Below are 17092 nucleotides of genomic sequence, written 5' to 3'. Positions count from 1 at the left end.
ATCCGCCCCCGTACCAATGGACGTGCGGAAGCCGTGGAGGTTGCAGGCGGATGCGGAGAAAATCCCGGCGCGGCCGGACGCACTAAACTCACCGGGGTTCCACCACCCGTGAGCAGGGGGTTCGCATGGCCCAGCAGGACGGCGCGTTCGGGATCGCCCCCGCCGGCGGGAGGACCGGGTCCGGACCGGTCCCGGTCGCCATCGGGCGGCGGCCCGAGCCGGTGCACGACGTCGCGGTGTACGCCTTCGACGGCATGGCGCCGTTCGAACTCGGCGTGGCGGTGGAGGTGTTCGGGCTCGCCCGGCCGGAGCTGAGCGGCCTGCTGGCGGCGCCCTGGTACGGCCTGAAGGTGTGCGCGGACCGGCCGGGAACGGCGCTCGACGCCGTGGGCGGGTTCGCGATGATCGCCCGGCACGGGCTGGACGAGCTCGCGGCCGCGGACACCGTGATCGTCCCGGGGGTCCCGAACGCCTTCGGCGGGGACGTCTCGCCCGGCCTGGTCACGGCGCTGCGCACGGCGCACGAGCGCGGCGCCCGGATCGTCTCGATCTGCTCGGGCGCCTTCGCCCTGGCCGCCGCCGGTCTGCTCGACGGCCGCAAGGCGACCACGCACTGGCGCTACGCCGAGCTGCTCCAGCAGCGGTACCCCTCGGTGGAGGTCGACCCGGACGTGCTGTACGTCGACAACGGGGACGTCCTGACGAGCGCGGGCAGCGCCGCCGGCATCGACCTGTGCCTGCACCTGGTGCGCCGGGACCACGGCGCGAAGGTGGCCAACACCGTGGCCCGCCGGTTCGTCGTGCCCCCGCACCGGGACGGCGGGCAGGCCCAGTTCATCGAGGCGGCGATCCTGCCCGTCGACGAGGAGGACGACGGGATCGCGCGCAGCATGCAGTACGCGATGGACCACCTGGCGTCGCCGCTGACCGTCTCGGCGCTGGCCGGGGCCGCCCGGATGTCCGACCGCTCGTACCTGCGGCACTTCACGGCCCGCAACGGGACCAGCCCGATGCGCTGGGTCATCAGCCAGCGCATCGCGGCCAGTCTGCCGCTCCTGGAGTCCCCGGAGGGGACGGTCGAGGAGATCGCCGCCGCGGTCGGCTTCGAGAGCGCGGCGACGTTCCGCCACCACTTCGGCCGGGTGATGCGGACCTCGCCGACGGCCTACCGGCGGGGGTTCGGCCGCGGCGTGGCGTGAGCCCCCGGCTCAGGCCTCGTGCCGGGCCGCGTTGGCCAGGATCGCGTCGTGCAGCCACTGCGCGAGGCCGGGCGCGATCTTCTCGTAGCTCTCGGTCCAGCGCGGGTCCCCGACGTACAGGGAGGCCAGGCCCCGGTGGATGGTGAAGGTGCAGTCGTAGAAGTTCCGGCAGATGTGCTGGCGGTGCTCCTCGGCGAGGTCCGTGGCGAGGGTGCCGTCGGCGGGCTCGCCGGCCGCGACCGCCGCGGCCAGGCGGCCGTTGAGGGCGGTCATCTCGGCCTGGATGCGCTCCCAGTCGGCCTTGCCGTAGGCGCCGGTGCGGCGCTGCGACTCGGCCCAGGCCTCGGTGTCGCCCCAGCGCTGCTCGGCCTCCTGCTCCCACTCCTCCTGGTAGTCCTCGCCGAAGATCTCGAACTTCTCCTCGGGGGTCAGCTGAACGCCCATTCTCCGTGCCTCCATGGCGTGTTCGACGGCCGTGGCGAGTTCCTGGAGGTGCGCGATCCGGTCGGTCAGCAAGCGGTGCTGCCGCCGGAGGTGCTCGCTCGGGCTGACCGAGTCGTCGTCCAGGATCGCCGCGATCTCTTCCAGGGGGAACCCGAGTTCGCGGTAGAACAGGATCTGCTGCAGCCGGTCGAGGTCGGTGTCCACGTACCGGCGGTAGCCGGCCCGGGTGCGGCCCGCGGGGGACAGCAGTCCGATCTCGTCGTAGTGGTGCAGGGCGCGGACGGTCACCTTGGCGATCTTCGCCACGGCGCCGACCGAGTAGCCGTCGCTGTTCATGCGGGGTGTTCCTCCCTTCGTGCTGACTCGACACTCGTCTCTCACGTCGCGTGAGGGTCAAGCCGGAAGGGGCCGCCGGTGCCCGCGCGCGGGTGCCCGGCCGGCCGTCAGCGCCCGGCGCCGACCAGGACCCGCTCGCGCCGCCGGCCGAGCCGGGCGCGTCCGGAGCCGTGGCCGTGGCCCTGCTCGTCCGCCGGGGTGCGCGGGCGGCGCGTCTGCTGGGTGGGCCAGAGCAGCACGTACGCCGTCGAGACCACGACGAAGGCGAGCCGGACGAACCCGCGCGCCGAGTCGGACGGCAGCAACAGCGTGCCGCCGTACAGCGAGGCCAGCGCGATCCAGCTCCACCACGGCACCAGGCGCTTCTGCCCGACCGCGTCCCACAGGAGGGTGCCGAGCAGGATCGAGGCCGTGTAGTACGTGTACACGCTGGGGTCGAGCAGGACGCGGGCGTTGGCGCCGAGCAGCACGACGGCCGGCCAGCGGCCGCGCCAGACCGCGATGCCGCCGAGACCGAGGCCGAGCGCGAACTGGGTGGGGCGGTCCCACCACGGGGTGGTCGGGTCGGTCACGCCGAACCAGCGCAGCGAGGAGGCCGGCTGGTTGGGGATGGTGAACTTGGCGGCCGCCATGGTGTCCAGGTTGCCGAGGTAGAACGGCAGCCAGGCGACCGCGACCAGCGCGCAGAACCACAGCGCGGTGCGCAGCCAGGCGGGCCTGGGCAGGGCGAGGATCAGCGGGGCGAAGGCGATCGCCCACGGCTTGGAGTCGACCGCGAGCGCCAGGAAGGCCGCGACCTGGACGGGCTTGCCGCGGGCGAGCGCGTGCGCGGCGAGGGCGGTGAAGAACAACGCCAGCACGTCGTCGAGGTGCGCGAAGCGGACCGACACCTCGACCCACATCGGGATGAACGCCAGCCCGGCGATCAGGACGCGCTGCTGGAGCCGGCGGTGGTTGGTGCCGGTGCCCAGGTAGTACAGGGCGGCGGTGCGGCCCACCAGGACCAGCATCACCAGGCCGAGCGCGGAGCTCACCGCCTCGGCGATCACCTGGCCCGTGTACGGCGAGAACGGGGCCGTGAGCCGGGCCGCGGCCAGGCTGACCGGGCCGATCTGCAGCTCGGGATGGTGGGCGTAGAGCGACAGCCCGCCGTCGGGCTGACCGCTGAAGAGCAGTTGTTCACCCTGGCGCAGGTAGTGCCAGGAGAAGCCGCCCTTGGGCTCGACCAGAAAGAACCAGAGCACCGTCCAGGCGACCAGCAGGACGTGGTGTCTGCGCACCAGCAGACCCGCGATGCGCCCCGTGTCGGCCTCGTAGTCGGTGGTGGTCCGTGCCGTGCGTGCTCCCCGCACCTGTCCCTCTCCCCGCCGGTTCCGCCCCCCTCCGGCCGGACATCCTATGTGACGGAGGAGTACCTTCCGCGCCGCCCGGGTGTCCGGCGGACGGACGGGCCGGGCGGCGCGGCGGTACTCAGGCGGTGATCCGCCGAGGTCAGCCGCTGTCCGGTGCCGGATCCGGCGCCGGACAGCGGCTGCGCGATCAGCCCTGCTGGGCCGACTTGCGGCGGCGCAGCACCACGAGGGTGCCGATGCCGGCCACCAGGACGGCGCCGCCGGCGGCGGCGATGGCGGTGGTGTCGTCACCGCCACCGGTGGTGGCGAGGGCCTTGTCCGCGTTGTCGGCGGCGGCCTTGGCCTTGGTGACGGCGGCCGGGACGATCTTCGGCGGGGTGACCTTCGGGACGCTGACCGGGAAGTCGATCGGCTCCGGGGCCTCGGTGCTGCCGCCGCCGGACGGGGCCGGGGCGGCGGTCGTGCCGGAGGCGGAGGGCGACGCGGACGGCGAACCGGTGGCCGTGGTGCTCGGGGCCGGGGTGGTCGGCTGCGTGCTGGGCGTGCCGGTCGGCGTCGCGGTGGCCGTGGTGCTCGGCGTGGCGGTGGCCGTCGGCGTGTGGCTGGTGGTGGGCGAGCCGGTCGGGGTGGGCGTGTGGGTCGGCGTGTGGGTGGCAGTCGGCGACGTGGTGGTCGTCGGGGTCGGCTTGCCGGTGGGGGTCGGGCCCGCCTTCTTGATGGTGAAGCCGGCGCCGCGGATGCCCTCGCAGCTGAACCCGCCGTTGTCGCCCGGCAGGTGGCTGTCGTCGTCGAGTGCGGCGGCGAACACCACCGGGACGACGCCGGCCTTGCCGAGCGGGGCGTCCCCGGTGAAGGAGACCCGGACCTTGATCGTCAGGTTCTTGCCGCGGTTCACGACCAGCAGGGCGTCGTCGGAGGGGTTCCCGTCGCCGTCCACCCGGCCGAGCAGGATCAGGGCGGCGGAGTCGTCTCCGTCGCCGCCGCCGGGCGCGACCGCGCCGGTCTGCCAGCCCTCGCCGGGCAGCTGGTACTCGACCTTGAAGTCCTTCGCCTTGAGCGAGCCGGCCTTGTTCTTGAACTTCAGGAACGGGTACAAGACGTCGTCGTGCTTGGACGTGTTGTCGATCCGGTAGCTGAACTCGCGGGCGTCGCCGCCGGCGATGAAGGTGTCCGGCACGCCCTGGAGGGAGAGGCCGAGGAGCTCCGCCGCCGACTTCTCGGCCGACGCGGTGGCGGACGGGGCGGCGCCGGCACCAACGGCCATGGCGCCCTGGGCGCCGGCCAGCACCATCGAGGACGCGAGCGCGGCGGCGCCGGCGAGGGCAAGAGTGCGACGTATCGACAAGGGAGACCTCACGGGAGAGTCCGGGCACGGCCCGGGGGCGCGGCGGGGCGCGGCTGAGCGCGCCGCGATCCCCCCGCGAAGCTTGAAAGTCCGACGGAGACTACCGAACGATCCGGCCACTTCGGAAGGCAGGTGTCACGCTGCGTCCCGTTCGGCACACGGGGCTTGTCCGGATCGCCCAACTCCGTCACCGGACAAGGCTTTTGTCTTTTACCAAAAGCACACCCGCCGTGACGGGTACACGCCCGGAGGGCCGTACCGCACGGCCCTGGGTGGCGGGAATCCATCGGTCGGACGCTCGGGCCCGGCGGGAGCTCACTGCGAGAAGAAGGACTTCGCGGCGACCAGCGCCCGCTCGTCGCGCAGCACGTCCCCCGGCCGGGTGCCGTTGCCGAGCAGCGCGCCGCCCCAGCGCATGCCCATGTAGTCGGCCGTCAGCCGCAGCGCGCCGATCAGCGGGTCGGCGTTGTCGTCCTCGGTGGCCAGGGCGGTGACCGCCCAGATGGTGCCGCCCGCCAGGCTCGCGCGAAACGCCCGGTCCGGCAGCCGGAGCCAGGCCGACCAGTGGTCGAGGTAGAGCTTCGCGCTGGTGGGCAGCGAGTACCAGTACAGCGGCGCGACGAAGACCAGGTCGGTGGCCTCCACCGTGGCGTCCAGCAGGGTCCGTTCGTGCCCCTGCGGGTCGGGGAAGGAGCCGTCCCCGGCGTGCCGGAGGTCCTCGAACGGCGGGAGCGGGTGGTCGCCCAGGCGCAGCCAGCGCTGTTCGGCGCCGGGCGGCAGGCTCGCCGCGGCGGCCAGGCGGGCGAGCTGCTCGGAGTTCCCGTCGGCGCGGGAACTGGCGAGGAGGAAGAGGAACTTGCGCGGCGCCTCGGCGCCCGCGTGCTGGTCGTCCATGGGTGGCCCCCCGTCGGCCCGGTACCGCCCGGTCGGCGCGGTCCGTGCAAAGTGGTGCGGAAGTGCTGCGGTCGCAGGCGCCAGCGCGCGGGCGGGGCCGGTTATTCCGGGGGCGTGCGGTCCGGTTCCGTCGGCGGCACGGGCCGGTCGGCCCAGAGCCGGCCACCTCCTCCCGCGCGGTCGTCGAGCGGATCGGCCTCGCCGACCTCGGCCCGCGGTGGCACCCCGTCCTGACGCCCACCACCGGTCCGTCGGCGCCCAGGCGGGCCGTCCAGTAGCCCATGCCGTCGGACTCGACGGGGCCTCAGTCGGGCAGGCCGGCGCGGCGGCGGGCGACGGCCGCGACGGCGGCCCAGTCCTTGTCGCCGTCCCCGTGTGCGAGCGCGTCGAGGAAGGCGTCCCGCAGGACGCTGCCGAACGGGAGGGGGACGGTCGCGGCGGCCCCGGCGTCGAGCGCGAGGCCGACGTCCTTGAGGCCCAGCGGCAGCCGGAACCCGGCCGGTTCGTAGCGCCGCTCGGCCACCATCGCGCCGTACCCGCCGTAGACCGGCCCGGGGAAGAGCGTGCCGTTGATCAGCTCGACGAGGTCGGCCGGCCGGACGCCGTGCGCCTCGGCGAGGGCGCACGCCTCGGCCATCGACTCGATCGCGCAGGCCAGCAGGAAGTTGACGCTGATCTTGGTGGTGTTGGCCTGGCCCGGACGGTCCCCGAAGTGCCAGGTCCGCTGCCCCATCGCGGCGAACAGCGGCTCGGCGCGCGCCAGCAGCGCGGGATCGCCCGCGGCGAGGATGTTCAGCTGCCCGGCGGCGGCGACCGGGGGCCGGCCGAGGACGGGCGCGGCGACGTAGCCGATGCCGTGCCGGGCGTGCGCGGCCTCGGCGCGCTCGGCGAGCGCGAGCGAGACCGTCGCCATGTTGACGTGCAGCGTCGCCGACGCGCCCGTCAGCAGGGCGGGGTCGAGCAGCAGCCGTTCGACCGCCTCGTCGTTGGCGAGCATCGAGACCACCGTCTCGGCTTCGAAGACCTCGGCGAGCGTCTCGGCCGCCTCCGCGCCCTCGGCGACCAGGGCGGCCACCGGTTCGGGGGAACGGTTCCAGACCCGGACGGCGTGCCCGGCCTGCAGCAGGCTGCCCGCCATGCCCCGGCCCATCGCACCCAGCCCCACGAAGCCGACCGTCCCGGTCATCGCGCACTCCCTCGCCGTCGCCGTCGCCGCGGCCGCGCGCACGCGCCGCCGCACCCGCGGCCGACTGTACGTCAGCCGGGCTCCGGTGGAGCGGCGCCCGGCCCCGGACGGGGGCCCTGGCGGCCCGGGCCCGGGCTCAGGCGCAGGCACGCTCCGGCAGCCGCACCGCCCGGCCGCGCTCCAGTTGGGTGAGCACCCGGTGGCGCAGCAGCTCGTACTGGGCCTGGAGCCGACCGTGGCGGGCCGGGCGGGAGACCGGGCGGCCGGGGCCGACCAGTTCGTCCGGCCCGAACTGCTCGCGGGTGAGGTCGATCTCGACGCCGGGGGCGAAGCGGTTCCACCAGTGGAGGTCCGTCCGGACCCCGCCGGCGTACACCTCGCCCATCATCAGCTCGCCGCCGATCAGGTCGTGCAGCACCATCGCGGTGACGCCGCACTGACCGCGGGCGGGATTGTCGGGACGCCAGTGGGCCAGGTCCTCGGGCGCACAGGTGTCGACACCCCAGGAGGAGCGGATCGCACGTTCGATGTCGTTGAGGGTCCACGCCGTCATACCGGGAAGCCTGCCACGCGCCACCGACAGTGGCACCGGCTTTTGACCGGTCCGCGCCCTGTACTGCAAGGACCCTCCCGATCTTCACCCGATCGAGGGGAAACGGAAACCCGCCCGCCCGGTGAGCGGGGCGGACGGGCGGTGCGCCGGGGTGCTCCCCGTCCGCGGGCCCCGGGGCCGCGTCACTTCGCGAGCGCGGCGACCCCCGCCTGCGCGAACTGCTCGTCCAGGTCGCCGCCGGGCGCGCCCGCGACCCCGATCGCCGCGACCGGGGCGCCCTTGGCCTGCACCGGGGCGCCGCCGGCCAGGAACAGCGTGCCCGGGATGTCCTTGAGGTTCGGGGCCTGCGCCAGCCGCTTGGCCAGCTCCGAGGTCGGCGCGTTCCAGGAGACCGCGGTGAAGGCCTTGCGCACGGCCGACTCCGGCGACTGCGGGCCGGCCCCGTCGCCCTTGAGCAGGACCCGGGTGACGCCGTCCCGGTCGACGACCGCGACCGAGACGTGCTGGCCGGCCCTGGTCGCCGCGTCCAGGGCGGCCTGGGCGGCGCGGGTGGCGGCGTCGATGCTCAGCCCGGTGCTCTGGGCCAGGTCCTTGTTCTGGGCGTCGACCTTGACCGCGGCCGGCGCGGCGGCGGGCGTCCCGCTCGTGTCGGCGCTGGCCGAGACGGCGCCGACGGTGGCGGCGAGCGCGGCGGCGGCGAGCGTGCCGGTCAGGACTCGGGTGCGCACGGAGATCTTCTTCATCGGGGTCCAGCTCCTCGGGGACTGCGGGATCGGAAGTCGGGTTCCGCGGGTTCGTCGGGGCCGCGGGCCCGTGGGCCACCGGGCGGCGGGGGGACCCGTCCGGCGGCCGTGCTTCGATCCTCCGGCCGGAGCGGGGCCCGCCACATCGGCGGTCCGGCGCGGGTGCGCGGGCGGGTCGGCGGACACCGGGGTCAACCGATCGGCTGATGCGGGACCGGGCCGGACGGGCCACCATCGAGGGATCGGCGCAGGTCAGCGCGCCATCCGCGATCACCCGACCAGGAGCCGCCCGTGCCGCACCCGCGCGCCGCAGACGACGCCGTCGCCGCCGAGGGCACCGCGGGCGCCCAAGCGCTCGCGGGTGCGGACGCGCCCGGGAGCTCCACCGGCGACCCGGACGCGGGCCGGCTCGCGCTGCTGCTCGATTCCGCCTTCCTCCTGCTGCTCGTCGCCTCGCTCAGCCGCTACCTCACCCACCACGCCGGCAGCCCGCGGATCCCGTGGGTCGTGGGCCTGAGCGCCGCCCTGGCCACCGCCCAGCCGGCCGGCTCCTGGCTGGCGCACCGCCGTCCGCCCGCACCGGGCCGGCGCCGGCTCTGGCCGTTCGCGGCCGTGGTCGCCCTCTGGGTGGTGCTGGTGCTGCTCGCGCCGAGCTTCGCGTGGTGCGCCGTCCCGCTGGTCTACACCGCCCTGCGCGCGCTTCCCGCACGGGCGGCGATCCCGTTGGTGGCGGCGCTGACCCTGCTGGTGGTGATCGCCGAGATCCGGCTGCCCGGCGGCGCCGACGCGACGCTCGTCCTGCTGCCGCCCGCCGTGGCGGCGCTCGCGACCGGTGTCTTCCTCTTCATGGCGCGACAGTCCGCCCGGCAGCGCGCGCTGATCGCCGACCTGGTCCGCACCCGGCGCGAACTCGCCGCCACCGAACGGCGGGAGGGCACGCTGGCGGAGCGCGAGCGGCTGGCGATGGAGATCCACGACACCCTCGCCCAGGGGCTGTCCAGCCAGCAGATGCTGCTCCAGGCCGCCGACCGCACCTGGGACGCCGACCCGGCGACCGCCCGCGCGCACGTGCGCACCGCCGCCGACGTCGCCGCCCGCAACCTCGCCGAGGCCCGCCGCTTCGTCCACGACCTCGCGCCCGCCGAACTCGCCGACGGCCGCCCGCTGGACGAGGCGCTACGCGCCCTGGCCGCGCGCGAGTCCGCCGAGAGCGGCCTGCCGGTCCGCTTCCACCTGGACGGCGCGCCCGTCCCGCTGCCGGCCGCCGCCCAGTCCGCACTGCTGCGGATCGCCCAGGGCGCGCTGGCCAACGTCCGCGAGCACGCCGGGGCCTCGGCGGCGGCGATCACGCTGTCCTTCCTCGGCGACCAGGCCGTGCTGGACGTCGCCGACGACGGGCGGGGCTTCGACGGCGGTGCGCACGTGCACACCGCCGGCCGCGGCTACGGACTGCCGGCGATGCGCGCGCGGCTGCGGCAGCTCGGTGGCACGCTGACCGTCGAGAGCGCCCCCGGCGAGGGCACCGTCGTCTCCGCGTCGATCCCCTTGGAGCAGCCATGACCACGCCCCCCGTCCGCCTGCTGGTCTGCGACGACCACGCGGTGGTCCGGGCCGGCCTGCTGGCGCTGCTCGCGAGCGCGGGCGACTTCGAGGTGGTCGGCGAGGCGAGCACCGGGGAGGAGGCGGTCGCGCTGGCCGCCCGGCTGACGCCGCAGGTCGTGCTGATGGACCTCCAGCTCGGGGACGGCATCGACGGCGTGGAGGCCACCCGGCGGATCACCGCCGCCCCCGGCGGTCCGCACGTGCTGGTACTGACGACGTACGACACGGACGCCGACATCAGCCGCGCGATCGCCGCCGGCGCCACCGGCTACCTGCTGAAGGCCGAACGGCCGGAGGAGCTGTTCGCCGCCGTGCACGCCGCCGCGCAGGGCCGGACGGTGCTGTCGCCGCCGGTGGCGACGCGGGTGATGGCGCAGATGCGGGCGCCCGCGCCGCAGCTGACCGAGCGCGAGCAGGACATCCTGGAGCAGCTGGCGCAGGGGCTCGGCAACCGGGAGATCGCCCGCGCGCTGTTCATCAGCGAGGCCACCGTGAAGACCCACCTGGGCCGCATCTACGACAAGCTCGGCGTCGACACCCGGGCCGGCGCGGTGGCCGTGGCCAAGGAGCGCAGGCTGCTGCGCTGAGCGCCGGTCCCGTACCGCTCCGTACCGGCGAAGTGCTCGGAATGTCGGATTCCAGACCGGCGCGCGCCGCTCCGTCGCACCTCGAGCGCGCCCCCGACAGGCCGTCGCGCGCCCTGATGCGCCCACAAATACCTGGTGGCGCGGCGTCCACGGGCCTGTCACGATTGTGGACGTTTCGTGGAACCCGCTATTGACAAACCAACCACGCGGTTTGTTAGCGTGGGTCCGACGACGTCCCTGGGGGAAGGGGCTCGCCGGGGTCCGTGCGGACCGCCCTCGCCGGAGGGCACCGCCGAGGGGGGCCGGTGAGCGGCCGGGGGGTCGGGGGGAGCGGCAGTGCCGAAGCCGCGCGGCGAGGGTGGCGCGGAGCGTGTCCGGGGGGGCTCGCTCCGCGCCACCCCTGCTCGTCGATGCCCCTCTCCACGCGTGACCTCGCGTCACGCCATCGCGCTCCAGTGGGAGCAGCGGACGTACGGCAGCGGCGCGCGGCCGCATCCACCCGCGGCCCACGGGCGTGACGGGTGCTCCGGGCGATCCGCCCCCGGTGAGCTCGCGATCAGTCCGGCCTCGCCCAAGTCGCCGAACTCCAGTACCAATTGGTAGCCGTCCCGGGTCGTCGCGGCCACCCGCGGCAGCTCCCGGCCGACACCCAGCGCGGTGATCGTCCAGCCGCGCCGCCGCCAGTGGCCCTCGACCGCGCCGGCCAGCGCCGTGCGCCGCGCCTCCGACACGACGGTGAGGACGTCCCGCCCCCGGGTGACGTACCACTGCAGGGCGTCGCCCGTCCCCGGCCGCGGCAGCCGCACGCCGGACCGGGGCGACGCACTCTGCCAGACGGGCATCGGCCGGATCGCGTCGAGCGTGTCCTGGAGCAGCGTCTCGCACCGTGCGGAGGCGACGAGTTGATCGACCGTCGCCCCTCCCGCCGGCCAGGCGGCCGGCTCCTGCGGTCCGTGGCAGGGGCGACCCACCGGGCATCCGAGGTTCAGGTCGGCACCACCTGGCAGCACTGGGCTCTCCGTACTCCTCCCGGCGTTCAACCCGGGCAGGGATTCCGTCACCCCTTCGACGGCGCGCTCAGGCGATCGGTTCCGGGTCCGGCGCGTCGCACCGACCGAAATGCACTGCACGGTGCAGTTGAATCAATGATCTGCACCGTGTAGTTTCCTTCCTGTCGGCGAGAAGCGCCGACAGGAAGCACCCCTCTTCAGCGGAAGGACCCCGCCATGCCCACCATCACCGTCGGCACCGCCCGCATCCCGTACCGCGTCGTCGGCGACGGCCCCGACACCCTCGTCCTGGTGCACGGGACCGGCCCCGGCTCGGGCATGTGGGACGGCCTGCTGGACTCGTTCACCGACCGGTACACCGTCCTCCTGCCCGACCTCTCCGGCAGCGAGAGCGCCGAGGACGACGGCGGCCCGCTGGCCCTCGTGACCCTCGCCGCCCAGGTCAACGCCGTCATCGACGACGCCGGCCGCGGCCCCGCCGACGTCGTCGGCTTCTCGCTCGGCGCCGTCGTCGCCACCGCGGCCGCCGCACTGCGCCCGGACCAGGTCCGCCGGCTCGTCGCCACCGCCGGGTGGATCAGCAGCGAACAGGACGAGTACCTGCGCCTGTCCTTCGCGACGTGGCTGTCGCTCGCCGGCGACCCCGTCGCCTTCGGCCGGTACGCCACCCTCACCGCCTTCAGCCGCGACTTCCTCAACCGGATCGGGCGCGCCGCCGTCGAGGCCAACACCGCCTACATGCAGCCGACTTCGGGCACGCTGCGGCACATCGCCCTCGACCTCGCGCTGGACCTCGGCCCGCTGCTGCCCCGGGTCCAGGCGCCGACCCTGGTGATCGGCTGCACCCGGGACGCGACCGTGCCGGTGGAGAACACCCGCCGGCTGCACGCCGCCCTCCCCGGCAGCGCCTACGCCGAGTTCGACACCGGGCACGTCGTCCTGGCCGAGGAGACCGAGGCGTACACCAAGACCGTCCGCGACTTCCTCGGCGCCTGAGCGGCGCGCCCTCGTCGGCGCGCACGACCGGACCGCCCGGCCCGAGCACAGCGCCCGTGCCCTGTGCGCACGCCACCCGCCCCGGAGAGCACACCTCGACCCGCCTGGCAAGAGCCGCGGCAGAACGTCCGATTCCCGCACACGGCGTCGAAATCCGAATTGACTCGACATCAGCTCGCGAGAGGAGATGGCCTAGTCCGTCGCCGCTCCGCACGAGAGCGCGACACGTCATGCAAGGAGACGATGATGCGCATACTCCTCACCGGCCCGGCCGCGGCCGGCCACCTCTTCCCGATGGTGCCCACCGCCCAGGCCCTGCGCGCCGCCGGGCACGACATCCTGTTCGCCGTCTCCCGGCCCCTGGACCAGATCCGCAGCGCCGGCTTCCCGCTCGCCGAGATCGGCGACGGACGCGACATGCGCGACCTGTTCTCCGAGGCCAACGACGGCCGGCTCAGCTACAGCGGACACGGCCTCGACCAGGACGGGATCCTGGACATGGCCGCCCGCGCCTTCGCCTTCGCCGCACGCCCCACCGTCGACGGCCTGCTCGACGTCGCCACCGGCTGGGGCGCCGACCTGCTCGTGCACGCCGCCTTCCAGGCCGCGGCCCCGCTGGTGGCGGCCAAGCTCGGGCTCCCGTCGGTCCTGCACAACTACGGCATCCCGACCGGCCGCGACATGGTCGAGCGCCTCGCCGCCAACTTCACCGACCTCTACGAGAAGCACGGCGTGGCCGGTCCCGCCACGCCCACCTCGCTCAGCATCGGCCCGCTCGGCGGCGACCCGGACGGCCTGCGGATGCGCTACGTGCCGTACAACGGCGGCGGCCTCGTCCCGGGCGACTTCCTCGGCCCGGCCGAACGCCCGCGAGTGCTGATCACCCTGGGCACCGTCGTCACCCAGATGGACGGCGTGAGCGGCATCGCCCGCCTGATCGAGGCCTCCTCCTCCGTCGACGCCGACTTCCTGCTCGCCGTCGACGGAGCCGACATCACCCCGCTCGGCACCCTGCCCGACAACGTCCGCGCCCTGCCCTGGGTGCCGCTCGCCGACCTGGTCCGCCACTGCGACGGCGTGATCCAGCACGGCGGTGCGGGCACCACGGGCACCACCCTCTCGGCCGGTGTCCCGCAGCTGCTGCTCCCCCAGGGCGCCGACAACTTCCTGGTCGCCGACGCCCTCGTCGCCGCCGGCATCGCCCTGCGGTCCACCTCGGAGACCGTCGACACCGACATCCTGAACCGCCTCCTGACCGACGCCGACCTGCGCGCGGCCGCCGCCCGCGTCCGGGCCGAGAACGACGCCCTCCCCACCCCCGCCGCCATGGTCCCCACCCTGGAGGCCCTGACCGCCGCCCGCTGAGGCACCCCGGCACCCGGCAGCCGCCCACTGAGGCACTCCGGCAGCCGGCAGCCGCCCACTGAGGCACTCCGGCAGCCGCAGGCCACCCGGCCTGCGGCTGCCGCGCGTCGCGGCGCGGGCACGCGTCGTCGGTCGCCCCCGGACGCCGCCCCGGCCGGTGCGCCGTGCCCTGCGGACAACTGCTCCGGCAGTGTTGCCGGTTCTGCCGGTCGCGACCGTCCGGTCGGCGACGCCCGCCGGAAGCGCAGGTGGGGGCCGGTTCGGTCGGCAGCGGCCGGACGGACCGGGACTCCCGCTCCTCTGGCCGGGCTGTAGGGGGCCGACCAGGCGAGGTCCGTACGGTGGTCGAACCACGAGGCCGTTCCCCGTGCCGACCCACCAGAGGAGCGTCGCATGAGCCGGTTCGACCAGCTCGCGTACACCGAGGCGGTGCGCCAGGTCCAGGAGGAGATGGGCAGCGCCACCGCCGCCGACCGCCGGCTGCGGCGCCAGGCCGAGGAGGCCCAGCCGCTCACCGGCTCCGAGGCCTCGTTCATCCGCGGCCTCGACGGCTTCCTGTTCGCCAGCGTGGGCCAGACCGGCTGGCCGTACATCCAGTTCCGAGGCGGCCCGACCGGGTTCGTCCACGTCCTGGACGAGCACACCCTCGGCTACCTCAGCGTCCGGGGCAACCGGCAGTACATCACCACCGGCAACCTGCGGGGCGACGACCGGGTCGCGCTCTTCTTCATCGACCACGCCCGCCGGGCGCGCCTCAAACTGTTCGGCCGCGCCACCGCCGTCCCGGTCGGCGACGACCCCGGGCTCGTCGAGCGCCTGAGCGAGCCGCGCACCGAGGGCGCGGTCGAACACGTCGTCACCATCCGGGTCGAGGCGTTCGCCTGGAACTGCCCGAACCACATCACGCCCCGCTTCAGCGAGCGCGAGGTCTCCGACGCCCTGGTGCCGATCCGCGAGCGCCTCGCGCTGGTGGAGCAGGAGAACGCCGCCCTGCGCGCCGAACTCGCGGCGGTCAAGCCGCAATAGGACCGGGTGCCTCGCCGGGGTGTCCCCCTGTGCCCAGTGTCCCGGTGCCGCACCCCGCTGTCCGCTGGCCTAATTCGGCAGCCGGTTCCGGGCGTTGAGGAAGGTCTGCACCAATCCATAGCCTCGAACCACCCAAGAGCGCCGAGGTGAACGGAGACATCGCCCATGGTCAGCGATGTGATCGACCGGAACAGCCGGTTCCAGGAAATCATGAACCGCCTCACCGACAAATCGATCGACGACTACTACAACCCCTACCGGCTCTTCGAATGGCCGGACCACCTCCCCGAGAACACCTGGTGGATGAGCCCCGAACTCACCACCACCCACGGCACCGACATCGCCGAACACCTCACCCCCGAACAACTCCACACGCTCTCCAAACACGAGAGCATCAACTTCTACAGCCTCAACGTCCACGGCATCCGCGAACTCCTCACCGAGGTCGTCAACCGCATCCACACCGCCGGATTCGAGACACCCTCCGAGTTCTTCCACCACTTCATCGGCGAAGAGAACGAACACATGTGGTTCTTCGCCGAGTTCTGCCTGCGCTACGGCAAGAAGATCTACCGTCAGCCCCCCACCACCACCGAAACCCCCACCCACGGACCCAAGACCGAAAGCCTCCTCGTCTTCACCCGCATCCTGATCTTCGAGGAACTCGTCGACCACTACAACTCCACGATGGCCGCCGACGAACGCCTCCACGACACCATCCGCGCCATCAACCGCATCCACCACCAGGACGAATCCCGCCACATCGCCTTCGGCCGCGAACTCGTCGACCTCCTCTACCAAGACCTCCGGCAGACCGCCACCGACCAGGAACTCACCGACATCTCCACCTATCTGCGCCGCTACCTCACCCACAGCTTCGAATCCCTCTACCACCCCCAGGTCTACCGCGACGCCGGCCTCGACCACCCCCACGACATCCGCCGCCGCCTCCTCCAATCCCCCGCCCGCGCCGAAGCCGAACGACGCACCTTCCGCAAAACCCTCAAATACCTGGAAAAGACGGGACTCATCCGATGACACATCCGATGAACCGCCTCACTGGCCACGACGGACAACCCGCCCTGGCCATCCTCGGACCACCCGCCACCCGCCTCCTCCACGAACTCGACCACACCTTCACCACCTGGGCCCACCACGCCGGTGCCCAGCCCCTCACCCCACCACCGCTCTACCCGGTCACCGACCTCGAAAAATTCGACGTCTACACCAACTTCCCCCACCTCGCCTGGACCGCCGCCCCCCTCGACCTCACCGGCGCCCCCCACAAACCCCACGACGGACGCTTCACCCCCGACGCCCTCGCCGACGCCCGCTACGGCCTGCCCCACGCCACCTGCTACGGCGCCTACCTCTACTACGAAGGCACCACCGTCCCCGACGACGCCCTCGTCACCCTCGTCAACCGCTGCTTCCGCAACGAGGACCACTACGACGGACTACGCCGCCTCGCCTCCTTCCAGATGCGCGAGATCGTCGCCATCGGCACCCACGAACACACCCAGGCAGTCCTGCACCACTTCACAGAACGCATCCTCGCCTTCGCCGCCCACCTCGGCCTCGACCTCGGCAAGGCCCCCGCCGGCGACCCGTTCTTCCAGAACGACGGCGCCCGCGCCCTCCTGCAGAAACTCAACCCCGTCAAACACGAGTTCCACTACGGCGACCTCGCCATCGCCTCCGTCAACACCCACCGCAACTTCTTCGGCGAACGCTGCGGCATCACCCTCACCACCGGCGAACACGCCTACACCTCCTGCACCGCCTTCGGCCTCGAACGCTGGATCGCCGTCCTCACCGACCGCTTCGACGGCGACCTCGACCACGCCACCGAAGCCGTCCGCGACGCCGCCACGGCCGGCGCCGGCGCCGCCGGTCCGTCGTGAGCCGACCGCGCATAGGCGTCGACCTCGTGCCGCTCACGCGGATCCACGAACTCCTGCCGGTGCTGCGGCGATTCCTCTCCACCGACGAGCTGACCGCCTCGCGGACCCCGGACGGCGTGCCCGACCCGTCCGGGATCGCCGGACGGCTGGCCGCCAAGGAGGCCGTCTTCAAACTGTTCGGCACCGCCGGCCGGCCCGTGCCCTGGCAGGGCATCGAGATCCTGCGCGGCCCCGGTGGCCGTCCCGAGGTGCGGCTGGGCGGCTCGGCCGCCGAACTCGCCGCGGACGCCGGGCTCGGCCCGATCGACATCAGCATCAGCCACGACGGCGGGTTCGCCATCGCCGTCGCGGCCACCACCGCCTCCTGAGCGGCCCCACCACCGACCGCACCGTTCGAAGGGAAGCGCCGTGAGCGCCACCGGCATCGACAAGGTCCGCGACTGGATCCTCGGCCGTCACCCCGGCCGCACCGAACTCGCCCCCGACGTCAACATCATCGAGAGCCGCCTCGTCGACTCGCTCGCCTTCGTCGAGCTCGTCTACACGATCG

General features: G+C 73.7%; 17 protein-coding genes. 9 read left to right on the top strand and 8 right to left on the bottom strand.

Annotation, left to right across the window (positions count from 1 at the left end; translation table 11 throughout):
• The first annotated feature begins 221 nt into the window (after positions 1-221).
• A complete protein-coding gene (locus PUR71_RS13445; protein WP_443077442.1) occupies positions 222-1199 on the top strand; it encodes a helix-turn-helix domain-containing protein in 978 nt (325 codons plus the stop codon).
• Between the two features lie 9 nt (positions 1200-1208).
• On the opposite strand, the gene PUR71_RS13440 is transcribed toward PUR71_RS13445, so the two are convergent.
• The 7 genes from PUR71_RS13440 to PUR71_RS13410 all read right to left on the bottom strand — a co-directional run bounded on the left by PUR71_RS13440 (position 1209) and on the right by PUR71_RS13410 (position 8052).
• On the bottom strand, positions 1209-1979 hold the full coding sequence (locus tag PUR71_RS13440; RefSeq protein WP_329927202.1) for a MerR family transcriptional regulator: 771 nt from the start codon (positions 1977-1979) through the stop codon (positions 1209-1211).
• A 107-nt stretch (positions 1980-2086) separates the two neighbouring features.
• Positions 2087-3331 carry a hypothetical protein gene (locus tag PUR71_RS13435; RefSeq protein WP_443077437.1) on the bottom strand — a complete coding sequence of 415 codons (1245 nt, stop codon included), beginning with the start codon at positions 3329-3331 and terminating at the stop codon, positions 2087-2089.
• Positions 3332-3518: 187 nt separating this feature from the next.
• Positions 3519-4676 carry an LPXTG cell wall anchor domain-containing protein gene (locus PUR71_RS13430; RefSeq protein WP_329927201.1) on the bottom strand — a complete coding sequence of 386 codons (1158 nt, stop codon included), beginning with the start codon at positions 4674-4676 and terminating at the stop codon, positions 3519-3521.
• Between the two features lie 315 nt (positions 4677-4991).
• Positions 4992-5570 carry a flavodoxin family protein gene (locus PUR71_RS13425; RefSeq protein ID WP_329927200.1) on the bottom strand — a complete coding sequence of 193 codons (579 nt, stop codon included), beginning with the start codon at positions 5568-5570 and terminating at the stop codon, positions 4992-4994.
• A 304-nt stretch (positions 5571-5874) separates the two neighbouring features.
• Positions 5875-6756, bottom strand: a complete 882-nt coding sequence (locus tag PUR71_RS13420; protein ID WP_329927199.1) for an NAD(P)-dependent oxidoreductase — start codon at positions 6754-6756, stop codon at positions 5875-5877.
• 136 nt (positions 6757-6892) lie between these two features.
• Positions 6893-7309 carry a YunG family protein gene (locus tag PUR71_RS13415; protein ID WP_329927198.1) on the bottom strand — a complete coding sequence of 139 codons (417 nt, stop codon included), beginning with the start codon at positions 7307-7309 and terminating at the stop codon, positions 6893-6895.
• A 182-nt stretch (positions 7310-7491) separates the two neighbouring features.
• Positions 7492-8052, bottom strand: coding sequence for a GlcG/HbpS family heme-binding protein (locus PUR71_RS13410; protein WP_329927197.1), 561 nt, complete (start codon positions 8050-8052; stop codon positions 7492-7494).
• A gap of 291 nt (positions 8053-8343) precedes the next feature.
• On the opposite strand from PUR71_RS13410, the gene PUR71_RS13405 reads away from it, so the two are divergent.
• Both PUR71_RS13405 and PUR71_RS13400 read left to right on the top strand, forming a co-directional pair.
• Positions 8344-9612, top strand: coding sequence for a sensor histidine kinase (locus tag PUR71_RS13405; RefSeq protein ID WP_443077436.1), 1269 nt, complete (start codon positions 8344-8346; stop codon positions 9610-9612).
• Positions 9609-10241, top strand: a complete 633-nt coding sequence (locus tag PUR71_RS13400; protein ID WP_329927196.1) for a response regulator transcription factor — start codon at positions 9609-9611, stop codon at positions 10239-10241. The genes PUR71_RS13405 and PUR71_RS13400 overlap by 4 nt, the downstream gene beginning before the upstream one ends.
• A 437-nt stretch (positions 10242-10678) precedes the next feature.
• Here PUR71_RS13400 and PUR71_RS13395 read toward each other — a convergent pair whose 3' ends face one another.
• On the bottom strand, positions 10679-11251 hold the full coding sequence (locus PUR71_RS13395; RefSeq protein ID WP_329927195.1) for a hypothetical protein: 573 nt from the start codon (positions 11249-11251) through the stop codon (positions 10679-10681).
• A 216-nt stretch (positions 11252-11467) separates the two neighbouring features.
• Here PUR71_RS13395 and PUR71_RS13390 point away from each other — a divergent pair, with 216 nt between their 5' ends.
• The 6 genes from PUR71_RS13390 (at position 11468) to PUR71_RS13365 (ending at position 16910) form a co-directional block, all read left to right on the top strand.
• Positions 11468-12247 (top strand): alpha/beta fold hydrolase, encoded by a 780-nt coding sequence (locus tag PUR71_RS13390; protein WP_329927194.1) that lies wholly within the window; start codon positions 11468-11470, stop codon positions 12245-12247.
• Positions 12248-12493: 246 nt separating this feature from the next.
• Positions 12494-13612, top strand: coding sequence for a nucleotide disphospho-sugar-binding domain-containing protein (locus PUR71_RS13385; RefSeq protein ID WP_329927193.1), 1119 nt, complete (start codon positions 12494-12496; stop codon positions 13610-13612).
• Between the two features lie 393 nt (positions 13613-14005).
• A complete protein-coding gene (locus PUR71_RS13380; RefSeq protein ID WP_329927192.1) occupies positions 14006-14638 on the top strand; it encodes a pyridoxamine 5'-phosphate oxidase family protein in 633 nt (210 codons plus the stop codon).
• A gap of 165 nt (positions 14639-14803) precedes the next feature.
• Positions 14804-15676: a diiron oxygenase gene (locus PUR71_RS13375; protein ID WP_329927191.1), complete on the top strand. Its 873-nt coding sequence runs from the start codon at positions 14804-14806 to the stop codon at positions 15674-15676.
• An 8-nt stretch (positions 15677-15684) separates the two neighbouring features.
• Positions 15685-16542, top strand: coding sequence for a hypothetical protein (locus tag PUR71_RS13370; protein WP_329927190.1), 858 nt, complete (start codon positions 15685-15687; stop codon positions 16540-16542).
• The gene (locus tag PUR71_RS13365) at positions 16539-16910 is read left to right on the top strand and encodes a holo-ACP synthase (RefSeq protein ID WP_329927189.1); all 372 of its coding nucleotides are present in this window, start codon (positions 16539-16541) and stop codon (positions 16908-16910) included. The genes PUR71_RS13370 and PUR71_RS13365 overlap by 4 nt, the downstream gene beginning before the upstream one ends.
• Positions 16911-17092: the final 182 nt, after the last annotated feature.

This window comes from Streptomyces sp. SP17BM10 (genome assembly GCF_036322405.1).
Lineage (GTDB): Bacteria > Actinomycetota > Actinomycetes > Streptomycetales > Streptomycetaceae > Kitasatospora.
This window is presented reverse-complemented; position numbering and strand designations above follow the sequence as displayed.